11 protein-coding genes are annotated in these 12,527 nt (G+C 34.1%); 2 read left to right on the top strand and 9 right to left on the bottom strand.

Annotated features, from left to right (window positions below):
- Positions 1-657: 657 nt before the first annotated feature.
- The 6 genes from D778_RS13505 to D778_RS13480 all read right to left on the bottom strand — a co-directional run bounded on the left by D778_RS13505 (position 658) and on the right by D778_RS13480 (position 8,983).
- Positions 658-1,380, bottom strand: a complete 723-nt coding sequence (locus D778_RS13505) for a hypothetical protein (protein WP_155949965.1) — start codon at positions 1,378-1,380, stop codon at positions 658-660.
- 195 nt (positions 1,381-1,575) lie between these two features.
- Positions 1,576-1,758, bottom strand: a complete 183-nt coding sequence (locus D778_RS13500; RefSeq protein WP_007651673.1) for a hypothetical protein — start codon at positions 1,756-1,758, stop codon at positions 1,576-1,578.
- A gap of 184 nt (positions 1,759-1,942) precedes the next feature.
- Positions 1,943-3,022, bottom strand: coding sequence for an HpaII family restriction endonuclease (locus tag D778_RS13495; protein WP_007651672.1), 1,080 nt, complete (start codon positions 3,020-3,022; stop codon positions 1,943-1,945).
- Positions 3,019-4,284, bottom strand: a complete 1,266-nt coding sequence (locus D778_RS13490; protein WP_007651671.1) for a DNA cytosine methyltransferase — start codon at positions 4,282-4,284, stop codon at positions 3,019-3,021. The genes D778_RS13495 and D778_RS13490 overlap by 4 nt, the downstream gene beginning before the upstream one ends.
- A 247-nt stretch (positions 4,285-4,531) precedes the next feature.
- Positions 4,532-8,092 carry an ABC transporter permease/M1 family aminopeptidase gene (locus D778_RS13485; RefSeq protein ID WP_007651670.1) on the bottom strand — a complete coding sequence of 1,187 codons (3,561 nt, stop codon included), beginning with the start codon at positions 8,090-8,092 and terminating at the stop codon, positions 4,532-4,534.
- A gap of 3 nt (positions 8,093-8,095) precedes the next feature.
- Entirely contained in the window at positions 8,096-8,983 is an 888-nt protein-coding gene (locus D778_RS13480; RefSeq protein ID WP_007651669.1) for an ABC transporter ATP-binding protein, read from the bottom strand.
- Between the two features lie 219 nt (positions 8,984-9,202).
- Between D778_RS13480 and D778_RS13475 the strand changes: the two genes are divergently transcribed.
- Both D778_RS13475 and D778_RS13470 read left to right on the top strand, forming a co-directional pair.
- Positions 9,203-10,333, top strand: coding sequence for a sensor histidine kinase (locus tag D778_RS13475; protein ID WP_007651668.1), 1,131 nt, complete (start codon positions 9,203-9,205; stop codon positions 10,331-10,333).
- The gene (locus tag D778_RS13470; protein WP_007651667.1) at positions 10,326-11,033 is read left to right on the top strand and encodes a LytR/AlgR family response regulator transcription factor; all 708 of its coding nucleotides are present in this window, start codon (positions 10,326-10,328) and stop codon (positions 11,031-11,033) included. Before D778_RS13475 ends, D778_RS13470 begins: the two co-directional genes overlap by 8 nt.
- A gap of 159 nt (positions 11,034-11,192) precedes the next feature.
- Here D778_RS13470 and D778_RS13465 read toward each other — a convergent pair whose 3' ends face one another.
- The 3 genes from D778_RS13465 to D778_RS13455 all read right to left on the bottom strand — a co-directional run bounded on the left by D778_RS13465 (position 11,193) and on the right by D778_RS13455 (position 12,310).
- Positions 11,193-11,369 (bottom strand): hypothetical protein, encoded by a 177-nt coding sequence (locus D778_RS13465; protein WP_007651666.1) that lies wholly within the window; start codon positions 11,367-11,369, stop codon positions 11,193-11,195.
- Between the two features lie 62 nt (positions 11,370-11,431).
- On the bottom strand, positions 11,432-11,875 hold the full coding sequence (locus tag D778_RS13460; RefSeq protein ID WP_238307692.1) for a c-type cytochrome: 444 nt from the start codon (positions 11,873-11,875) through the stop codon (positions 11,432-11,434).
- Between the two features lie 165 nt (positions 11,876-12,040).
- Positions 12,041-12,310, bottom strand: coding sequence for a hypothetical protein (locus tag D778_RS13455; protein WP_040492605.1), 270 nt, complete (start codon positions 12,308-12,310; stop codon positions 12,041-12,043).
- Positions 12,311-12,527 lie beyond the last annotated feature (217 nt).

Raw genomic sequence — 12,527 nt, 5'->3', positions numbered from 1 at the left:
TAGTTCTAGGAGGTAGTTTCAAAATATTCTATTTTACATAATATAAATTATAATACAAATGTATTGTTTGCTGTTTCCGTATAGCTAGGCTATTTTATATAATTGTAGATATGATTGCCTTTAGGCACATATCGTCAACAATTATGTAAAGGAAACCAAAACGCTAACTTTAATGTTTCCGTATAGCTAAGCTATTTTATATAATTGTAGATATGATTGCCTTTAGGCTCATATCGTCAACAATTATGTAAAAGGAAACCAAAACGCTAACTTTAATAATTGTTATTCATTCGTAAGTTTTACATTTATTTAAACTGCTGTATTTTTTTAATATATTGTTATTCATTCGTAAGTTTTACATTTATTTAAACTGCTGTATTTTTTTAATATTCAGAACTTGGGTCAATAAAATTTCAAATACGCGATTCTCACGAATTTGGATTTAAGATATCTTTAGATTTAAAAACATTAGCTGTAGTCAGTTTTTGGAAATTAAGCATGTATGGAGATGCTTTGTCCTTTTGGTTTCCTATGGAATATTTGAGTGTTTGAGGCAGCTCTTACCCGGGGTTTATCCGGCTTAGACCCGAGGTTAACCCGAAGTTAACCCGAAGCAGCTACGGGTGAACCCCCTAGAAAGTCTTTGTTTATAAGGGTTTAAAGCAGTGTGACACACTGCATAACCTTGCTGTTTTTTAGGGAATAATATTGTATTCCTTCCTGTTTTATGAATTGAATACCGAACCAAACCACTAGTGAAGCATGTTTGGAAACTGCTGTTTTTACAGGGGTTTCGAGTGTTATTTGAAGGTTTTTATGTTCTATTTTACATAATAATGCCTGGGTTTTTTGAGTAGTGCCCAAGGCATTGTGTTTTGGTGTTATAGGTCTGTATACTTTTTGGTTTAATCGGCATTTGTAACCAGATACCACAGACAAGGCTGCAATAAGTTGGAAATGTGTAGCTGTTTTAGGTATTTTTTTTAGGTTTTTTTTGGAACTTTCTGGGATGTTAAGCGTAATGATCCGTCTGTTTTTTTTATTGGTAATGATTGGTTTTGCCGTATATATATTATCCAAAGCCAGGTTTTTGTTGAATTTGAAACCTATGAGGGCTTGTGGGTTGTTTGCCAGGTTGGCTTCCCTTTTTCCTGGGATCCCACTCCCCTCTTGGATGATATTGTAACAGGTGCCTGTAAGGCGACTAGACATTGTGGGGTCCTGAAACTGTTTGGTTGTTTCCAAAATACCGGTTCTGATGGCTTTTGAGAGCTTAGAAGCCCCACCGAACTCTTGGGTGTTTGCCTTAACCGTTTTGAATGCGGGATCGTTGTAGATGCGCTCTCTGGAAGGCCCAGTGGCTTTACGCTTAATGTACATACCCTTAAGTGGGTAGTAACACACCCCGTTTAAGGTACCTTTTAGCTTTATGATCCCTTTTTGTTTAGGCATTTGGTTATTAGGTGTTTAGGACAGTCTAAGATAGTAAAAAAAATTAAATGTATAAAAAAAAAGTGGCTTAAGATGTTGTTGGTTAGATGAATAGGATTTTGCTATTCGATTTTTGATTTGATTTTAGCCCTTGATGATGCTATCTAAAAATTCGTCATCTTCGTTAGCATTATTTGCTTGAGTTTCTCTTAATAACAATTCTTTTTCAATTTCAATTTGCTCTTTGTGGCTTTGCGCCAAAATGGTTTCCCAGGCTTCTTTACTAAGCATGGTTTCTTCTCCATCCCTAATTTCTTTCAATTCCATTTTGGCCGTTAGTATTGCGTTTTTTGCCCGAAACAATAAACTTTCCAATTTACTGGTGCTGTAGTCGTTAGGCTTTGATAATTTGAAACTAAGGATTTTAAATTATTTTATATGTTATTGACCAGTATTTTTAAATTTATTTATAAAGTTTGGCAAAAAGTTTGTGTATGAATTTGAGAATTGGTTATTTCTTAAACCTGATTTGTAAATTCAAGTTAAAATATAGTTCTCCGTTATTCTCATAAATTTCTCCAAATCCATGTCGTGACGAACTTGCAGTATCAAGTTTTGTATTATTTAGCAAATAGTCCTCAAACTCATTTCTATTGTAAATGTGGTAACACAAAACATCACCGTTTTCTTTTACAATTAAATATCCGCCTGTCGCATCATATTTACCTGTCCAAACTTTCGATGGCATCATTCCAAGTGCTACATCAGTTAAAAAACGCTTTATTTTGTATTCATAAAATTTATGTTCGTTTTCCGTGTCAAAGTTCAAAGGGTTTTTGTCTGCTGTTTTGTTTACTAAATCGGTCAAGTGCGAAAACTCATTTGAATAAAAGTCAAAAATAATTTGCGATAAAATCTCTGGTAGTAAACTATCTATTAAAACTAGATTATTTGAAAATATTTGTCGTTCTGTCTTTATAAAATCAAATTGCCCGCCTTTTTTTTGAATTTGAACAATTCTATCCATTATTTTACTTCTCGAAGCTATTGAATTGATTTGTTCAATTTCGGTTTTAGTTAAATTTGCACCAACAATTTTATAGATAAAGTTTGTTGTTTTACCTGCATTTAATAGCGTAGATGGGCTACCAAGTTGAGATTTTATGCTAAATCCCAAAGTCGGTTGTTGATTCGTTCTTTGGTCGTGAACAACAATAGTAATGTCAGTTTTCGCTGTAGAACTTGCTTTTAAGGAAATACAATTTATGGATTGCATAAATTCCTCAATTTCTGGAACAGAAAAAGTCCTTTCTTTATTTTGCTTTATTGCATTTAGAAGAAAAAGAGCTTTGTTTTTAAAGTCTGAAATAGGAATTTTTAAAACTTCTTCATCTCCCGAAACTAGAATGATTTCATCTTGAATTGAGTATTCAAAATTACCGTTGTTTTCGGTGCGAAGTATTTTGATAATTGGATAAACTAAACCTTCTAACTTTTCAATGTCTTTGTTTCCAAGAAACAATTGTTTATCGCCTAATAATTTGAAAAGCGCATAAATTTCGCTCCATTCTCCCTTATTTCCTGTAATCATTTGCAGTTAAGTTTTTCTATTATTTTTTCCGCTGTTGCCTGAATTGCGGGAACTGCAACTGAATTTCCAAATTGCTTGTATGCTTGTGAGTCTGAAACTATAATTTTAAAATTGTCTGGAAAGCCTTGTAATCTTGCCCACTCTCTTGGTGTCATTTTTCTAATTCCTTCTCGATTTACTTTTCCTGAAATGTTTGTTATTGGTTTAAAATTTGTCAATCTATCATCAAAAACTAAATTTCGTTCTCTGCCCATTCCACCGCAAACAACTGCATTTGCTGTTCCGTCATTTGGAATTATCTCGTAACCAAATCCATTTCCTTTACTTTCGTGTCGTGCCCTATGGTTTTTTAAAGTTTGAAGATAAGTTGTAGATAAATAATATTTTACAGAAACTTCTTCTTGTTCTAAAATGTCATCTAAAACCGTATTGTTATTTGTTGGTTTTGGATACTGAAAGTCAGTTACTCCTAAATCTTTTCTGAAACCAACTATGAAAATCCTTTCTCGATTTTGAGGAACTCCAAATTCTTTGGCGTTTAAAATTTGTGGTTCGGGAACGTAATAGTTTAAATCTTCTCGAAGTACATTTAATATTGTCGCTAAAGTTTTTCCCTTGTCGTGGTTTCTTAAACCTTTTACATTTTCCAAAAAGATTGCTCTTGGTTGTTTCTTTTTTATGATTTCAGCAACATCAAAAAACAATGTTCCTCTTGTGTCTTCAAATCCGCCACGTCTTCCTGCAATTGAAAATGCTTGACAGGGAAAACCTGCACAAAGCACATCAAAATTATCTGGAATATAATTTTTCGTTTCAGGTTTTGTTATGTCTCCAAACGGAATTTCTCCAAAATTTGCTTTATAAGTTTGTTTTGAATATTTGTCCCATTCGCTGGTAAAAACACATTTTCCTTTAAGATTTTGAAGTGCTAATCGGAATCCACCAATTCCTGCAAAAAGGTCAATAAACTTAAATTTTGGTTTTTCAGGTGCAGGAAATGGAACAGATTTATTGATATCAAAAATTAAATATTGAAGAGCTTCTTCCGCAACTTTATTTGTAACTTTTTCTGTTGGATATTCTTTTTCAAGAATTTCTTTCACATAAGAAAGTGCATCTTTTTTGTAAAATTGGGAAACTCCATTCTTATGGTTATGTAAATAATGCGTAAAAGAAGCTGGCTTAGAATTATCTGAGTTAACTATGTTTATTTCAAATATCTGTTTATCAATGCTTTCTATGTCAATTCTTTCTTTAATCATTATCTTTTATTTGACTTTACAAGTTAATAAAGTTTACTGTTCTACTCAGTTTGTTTTAATATTTTTTATTCACAATTTTATTTAGATTGCGCGGGAAAGTGAATGCTCTTTTATTTTCCGAGGTACAAGCAAAATAAAATGTGCTTGACTGTGTGTTTTCTTTTTAAAGTTTGAGTACACCTAATCTTAGCAACTCAAATGTGAATGACATGTGATATTCTCTGCTTGTTAACAGGAAAGGTTCTTGTTAAAACCCAAAAGTATTATCTACAACATTCTCATCCGAACGTGTTCCAAAGGGATCTATAGAGATGTATTTAGGTAATTGGTTAACAATCAGTTTTATTTCTGTTTCTTCTTTATTGATGGTATGCGATTGATAGTACAGCAGTGCATTATCATCCTTTATTTTGGATTGATGCGTATTAAAAACCCCTATTTTAATAGGCTCATTAATAGGGATTTGTTTAATTTCCCCTGTATCCATAGTTTGAAAACGCTTTGCTTTTACAATCACCGAAACTTCATAGGTTCCATTTTCCAATGGACGGTAAGACCCTTTCTCCAAACTTAAATCGTAGGTAATGATGCGTTTAAACCAATCATCAACCAACACATGGTGTTCTTGGGCTGTGACTTTGTAAACCTCGTTTAAAAACTCAATGGTATTGGCTTCCAATTTATTGCTATTTCTGTGTCTGTCCGTTATGTTTTTTATAACTTGATTCAGCTTTGCTTCACCTATCAAATCCCTTAAGGCCAGCAATGTGGTTAACATTTTTCCGTAAGAAATATAGCCTTGTCCTGATACTTTATAGACAGGTGGTTCTATAGTGTTTGCAAACGAACGTCCTGAAAAATACCTGCTTCTGGCATTTTCATTTAATTGATAAATGGCGCTTTTGCCAAACAGTTTTTTCATAACAACGGCTTCTGTATATTTGGCAAATCCTTCAACAAACAAAGAAGCGCCTGCCACTGGTTTTGCAGTTAAGGTGTGCCCCCAATATTGATGTGCTACTTCATGGATGGTTCGTTTTGCCACCAAGTTGAAAGTTTCTGGATGGCTTACATTTTTTAAATACAGCCTATCCTCCACCATACTAATAACACCTGGATGCGCAAAGCCTCCAAAAGGCCAATATGCAGGCACTTCTGCAATTCTAACATAATCAAAATTGTAGGTTCCAAAATGTTCCTGGCAATAGTTTAATGTTTCTTTGACACTGTTTTCAATGTCTTTGATGTTAAAATCATGATTTGCATCGTAATACTGTTCAATGGAAATGCCGTTGTGCACTACTTGTTTTGTTTTATAGTTTGCTGAAAAATATCCTATGGCTGGCATGATTTTATCTTTTGATTTGTAGTGAAAATAATTCCTGCCATTTTCAGTCCATTGGTTTAGTAACTGACCCGAACTAATGGCGGTTTGGTCCCTATCGGTTGACATGATGGTTTCGAAAGTTACTTTTTCAAACTTGATGTCTTCCATGACCATATGTGCATCTGAATTGTTTTCTGCTTCACGTTCTGGTAAATTTCGCTTTTTGCGTTCTATATGATTCGTGATTTCCAATCCGGAAGTATAGCCCAAAACAGGTTCGAAATTGCTAAAACGATTGATATACGTTCCATTGTTTACTATGGAAACATCTGTGTCATACCCTTTTAATTCATGTTTCAGATGATACGAAAGTGCTACCGAATCGTTAGGTTGTAATGGTTTGTTGAACTTAAACAAATAGGTTTGGTAAACGCTATCATGAAACACCAGATTGGCATTTTCCATTCGAATGCTTTCTAATGGGATCCGTTCTGTAATGAATAATTCTGCTACAGGTGCCTCACTTTTATTTTTCAACATATTATGCGCTTTAACCGTATAGCGTCGTTCTTTTGGATAGATGGCAACCTCTGTTTTTACAGCAGTACGAACCAAGCTTTCCAAGCTATCATATTTTTTAAATTGTCGTTCATAGTTCTCACGGAAATCCATTTGTTCGCTTTGCGTTATATAGTCATTCACGATATTTGTATTGTAAAACACCAAACTTCCAGAGCCCATAAATACTAGTGTAAAACATACAAAAGCCAATTTTTGCAGTTTGGACCAATCCTGTTTTAACTGTTTCCATTTTAGGGAAAACGTAGCCACTACGCCTCTATGCCATATTTTAAAAGAAATGATGACCAAGAGCAATCCCAAAGCGAACCAATATATAGCGAGGTGATTGAATAAGCTGGAAACGGCATTGAAACCATCCATGTTATTGGACTGTAACCTTGGCAGATACCCTATGCTTGTTAATGGATGCTCCAGACCTATTAGGTTGGATTTAAAACTTAAAAGCACCATGAGTCCGAAGATACCCATACCTAGGTATTTATTTGTAACCAGGCTATTGACAAACAAGGCTATCATACAATATACCATTAACTGAAGGCCGTAATGATAATACAGGGAAGTATATAAACCGAATTCGAAATTTGAATAACCCAAACTGATTTGGAATGCCAGACACATTACAATCCCTGTTGTTATCAAGATGATAGGTAACAATAATAAGGCAGCAAATTTTGAAAGAAAGAACACTCCATTTTTTGCTGGAGTGGCATCAATAATGCTATTAAAATTTAAGCTACGCTCCCGCCATACAATTTCTGAACTATAGAAGATGATTACTATTAGACTAAAAATGCTTAAGGGATCCACAATTAGGTTTATAAGTTGATTGGTAAACGGATATATAGGTACACCATATTCACCTCCACTAACAACCGTTGCATATAATTCCGAAAAAACAATACAAAGCCACATAATGAGCACGGCAATAAATGGCAAGCTTCTAAAAACATGTTTTAATTCCATTTTTAACAAGGATAAAAAAGCCAAACTTTGCCCTTTAAAATGATAGTATGTCTTGACTGTTTTATATGCTACTGGTCGTTGTTCTTCATTTTTAATGCTAGGTTCTTTTTTAACTTTTATAGTCAGTTTTCTAAATGAAAACAATTGATAGGTAGCCCAAAGCACTACCAAGGCAACAAGCATCCAAACAACCCTGTTTAAAAGAAACAAGCCTGAAAAAGACAGTAACTGTGTGTTTTTTTGAAATGGTGTCCAATACTGTGTTTGCTCAAAAAACGCAGCAATCCCAAAAGGGTCTGCTACAGCAGCCATAGCCATGCTTTCTGGGGAAGCCGGAACTGCTTGTGCCAACAATGGTGAATTTAAAAAGATGGAACTCACAAAATAGAGTGTGTAAACAAACACGGCACTCACATAGGTTGCCGTACTGTTTTTGGTTAGCGTACACACAGAAAAGATAATGCTTGAACAAATAAAGATGTTGGGAATTACCATATACAAAAAGGGTTGTATATAGGTTAACCTATTAAAATCCGCTATGCGTTCCGCATCTAAATTAGACAAATGTAGCCCTAAACAATACCCTAACAGAAAAGGCGCAAAAGCCAGAACACTAAACATGAACGTTCCTAAAAAACGACTCCAAAAATAATGGCTTTTTTTAATGGACGAGCTATATATTAAAGGCTCCATTTGGTGCTGTTTGTCCCGAAGCATGGCACTTACAGCAAAAAACATAATGATAAAAACACTCCCTAAAGTAAAAAGACTGGTATAAAAATACACTTGAAAGGGCGCATTAAAATGAATACCAGTTGGTGCATGTCCTTGACGGCCAACAAACACACCCAATGCCAAAAACAAGAGTGCAAATATGGGGAATGCGCGTTGTTTTAATTGATAAAAAGCTTCGAATTGTACTATTTTTTTAAACATGGTTTAGCCTTTTAAATTGTTGTGATTATACAATGTGGCGAAATAATAATCTTCTAGATTTGGTACGATTGGCTCAAACCCAATTTCTGGTTGCTGTTCAGACCATACACGGATTTGTGTTTCTCCAGATACTAGTTTTATTGAGATTACATCATATGTTTTTTGGTAGCTGTCAACGTCTTTTTTAGGAATTATTTTGGTCCAGATCTTGCCTTCAATATGTTTAACCAAATCCGTAGGATTTCCTTGGGATATAATTTCACCATCAGCAAGTATGGCCATTTTAGGACAAAGGTTTTTTACATCTTCTACAATATGTGTGGAAAGAATAACAATAACGTTTTCGCCTATTTCGCTCAATAGGTTTAAAAAGCGATTGCTTTCTTCTGGATCCAGTCCAGCTGTGGGTTCATCCACAATAATCAATTGTGGATTGGCCAATAAGGCTTGTGCGATACCAAAACGTTGGCGCATACCACCGGAAAATGTATGGACTGCTTTTTTTCTGTGTTGGTATAAATTCACTTGTTGCAAGAGTGCCGTGACTTGTGCGTTTCGTTCTTTATGATTGATGATGCCTTTTAAAACCGCCAAATGGTTCAATAATTTTTCAGCAGATATTTTTGGATACACCCCAAACTCTTGAGGCAAATATCCAAGCTGCTTTCTTATCTCATGAGGGTGTTTAACCACATCTATATTGTTAAATAGAACACTTCCTGAAGAGGGTTCCTGTAAAGAAGCAATGGTACGCATGAGTGATGATTTTCCTGCGCCATTGGAGCCCAACAAACCAAACATGCCATTGGTGATTTCCAAAGTAATTCCATTTAATGCTTTGACACCATTGGGATAGGTCTTGGTAAGATTATTAATTTGTAAGGTATTCATTGTCTGTTTGTTTTTTAATTGGATGTAAATGTTATCACAAACATACAGACCTGATTTAGGTTCTTAAAGTATAGATGACAAACCAAATTATAACGCTGTTACACACTATGCAAATCCCTATAAATGGGGTTCATATAAAAAAAGATCGCGTTTAGATTAAAAAGTATGGTGTTGGTACAAATAGTTGTGAAGACGGGATAACATAAGTATTTTTGACCTATGTTTCAGTTTATAAAAAAATACAAAGCCTTTCTTATTGGGTTGTTGCTTATAGTTCCCATATTTTATATGTTGGATTATATTGGGTTCCTTCTTCTGCCTGAAAACCAAACCCTTGAGATTGTTCTTTATGCCATATTTTGGGGTATTATCCTGGCTTTGCCCTTTCATTATTATACCTACCTAAAGGAAAAAAAGAAAACGGTTTTTAGGGTTTTAGGTTTAGTAGCACTCTTTTTTATTGCGCTAGTAATAGATAGTTCCATGAAGGTTCCAGACAACCCCATAACCTTTAGCTTATTAATAGGATTCTGGATTGGTCTTGCCTATGTTTTAATCCCGACATTCATTAAAAAATACTGGACATTAATAGCCTTTATTTACACGCCGTTATTTTTGTATTTTTTGTATTTGAGATTGTTTTCTGGCGATTTGGAAACCTATTTGAAAATTAAAGAAGAGCTGCCGTTTTTTATCTTCTTTTTACCCATACCTGTGTTGTTCTTGGTTTGGGTTTTTGAACAATGGAAATGGGTTCAAAACTTAAAAGCAGAAAAATCCAAAACAGAATTGTCCTTATTGCGCAGTCAGATAAATCCCCATTTTTTCTTTAACACCTTGAATAATCTATATGCTTTAACCATTAAAAACTCCAAACAAGCACCAGATGTTATCTTGAAATTATCTGATATGATGCGTTATACCATTTACGAAGGTGAAAAAGAAACCGTAAAACTGGGTGATGAAATTGAATACCTTAAAAACTATATGGAGCTGCACAAAATTCGGTATAAAAAATCTGTGGACCTGTCCTTTAAGCATGATGTCAATCCCAATTTGCAAATAGCTCCTTTACTATTCATCATTCTATTGGAAAACGCCTTTAAACATGGTGTTGAAACGCTTTCAGAAAACGCATTCATACATATACACCTGTATGAAGACGCAGACAGTATCTATTTTAACATTGAAAATAATTTCGATTCCAAAGAGATGAGTCAGACTAAAGGCATCGGGCTCGCCAACCTAAAACGCAGATTGTCCTTACTTTACCCAAAAAAGTACGAGCTCAATAATTATATAGAAGGTACTATTTATAAATCCACTTTAAAAATTTCCAAACATGCTTAAATACATAATTATAGATGATGAGCCTTTAGCGCATGAAATTATTGAAGAATTTTGTGGTATGCTACCACATTTACAATTGGAAAAGCATTGTTATAATGCCATGGAAGCCATGCAGTTTTTAAACGAAAACACTGTGGATTTTATGTTTTTGGATATTAATATGCCAAAACTTAAAGGCCTCGATTTTTTAAAAACGCTTGCAAATCCTCCCAAAACCATTATTACCACAGCTTATAAGGAACATGCCATTGAAGGGTTTGAGTTAAACGTTGTAGATTATATTTTAAAGCCGTTTAGCTTTGATCGATTGGTGACAGCTGTAAATAAAGTATCAAATACTATTCAAACTCCAAACTCGGTACGTGAAGACGTTTCAACTTCTGAAACCAAACCTAAACAATTCTTTGTAAAAGGTGACAAAAAGCAGCATCAAATAGCTATAAACAACTTGTTGTACATTGAAGCTTATGGCAACTACACCAAACTGTTTTTAGAGGATGACATGATTGTAAGCCATGAAAAAATATCGTATTATGAAACCTTGCTAGAGGCTTCCAACTATTTAAGGGTTCACAAATCGTTTTTGGTTTCCATTGGCAAAATTAAGTTTATTGAAGGCAATCGTATTGTAATCAAAGACCATAAAATACCCATAGGTCAAACCTACAAAAGCCGGATCAATAAGCTATATGGCAGTTAATTAGCATGCCACATAAGTTGTGCTTCCCTCCTACACTTCGTCTTCGCTCAGCACTGGCTAATCGTATAAAACAAGTTTATCCGCTCTCTCATTTATGAGAAATAAGGGCTCATGAATCTTGTATCGCAATGGGCCAGGTTTATAATTTCAACTAATTATTTATTCGTCTTGTTTTTTTTGTTTTTTCCAAATAAAATAAAGAACGATAATTATTATGGGTAAAATAACAAAAACAATCAAATCAAACGGTCTGGTTAAATCCACGATACCACTGTCCCTTGGGTTTTGTGAATAGGTGGATTTTTGTATCATTAAGAAGTATAAAGTGTTTTGCATGTTGTTTTTTTATGTTGATTGCTTAAATTACAAAATTTCAAATGGAATTTCAGATTATTGGCTTATTGTTTTTTGCTCAATTCATCCACATGCATCATATAGGTAGCAATAGCATCCAGTTCCTCATCGGTTATTTTCTTTAAAAACCCATCAATATTGTCTTGCATAATGGCCACTTGACTGGTAGTGGTATCCACTATTGGTTTGGCATGACCTTTTAAAAAGGCAACAATATCGGCATCATGGGCTTTATATACCTGCATGATTTCAACCACCGAAGGCGCTTTGTGTTTGCTATCTATGGCATGGCAGGTTATACAGGTTTTTTCAGAAAAGAGTCTGTTGCCAAGAAATATTTTTGAGTCCTGACTTAATTCCGTACGTGGTGGAGCTTGTGTAGGGTCATTTGTCACCGATGGTTTTTCAGTTAAACAACCAGTAAGCAAAAGTCCTAAAATAAAAACGGAAAATAAACGCATCTTGTAATTAGTTAAGTGGTATAGCATGTAAATATCTGTTAACAAATATGTTATAAATGTAACTTAAATATTTTTAATCAGAGATAGTTTATATACGTCTTGGCTGTAGATATTCCATTTTAAAAAACGCATAAAGCAAATACGCACTTTCTATTGGTTAAGCACTAAAATAAGCATTTTTTATACACAGTGTTAGCTACCGTATTTTTTCATCCTTTTGAGTAGGTCTTTCATTAAATCAGCAGTCAGAACTTGTTTAAGTTCGCAACCAGCCGAATTCCAATAAACATAAGCTTCTTTGTTTTTTTCTAAATGCATTATTTTTTTAGCTTCTCCGTATTTTTTATTTTTAACAAATGCCCAAAATACATAAACACGAATACTTGGGTTTTCACTGTCATACATTTTAAGGAAATCCGATTCTTTTCCCGTTTCATATATTTTTTGAAAAATCGAATACATTTCATTATCAGAAAAATTTACATCAGTCGAAAAAATGTTTCCAGTTAGATTATCATTAAGCCAAAATTCTAAATTAGGATTTTCTAATTCTTCTCCGTTTTTATAATCAAAATATACTGTATCAGTTACTTTTTCGGTTAGCTCAATTACTCTTTTTTCTATATCGCTTTTTGAGTGTAGGCTTCCCCTTTTTAGGACACCTCAAAGTTCGATAAAT

The organism is Xanthomarina gelatinilytica (genome assembly GCF_000348685.1).
GTDB lineage: Bacteria > Bacteroidota > Bacteroidia > Flavobacteriales > Flavobacteriaceae > Xanthomarina > Xanthomarina gelatinilytica.
Note: the sequence above shows the minus strand (reverse complement) of the source record. Positions and strands in the feature narration are given on the sequence as shown.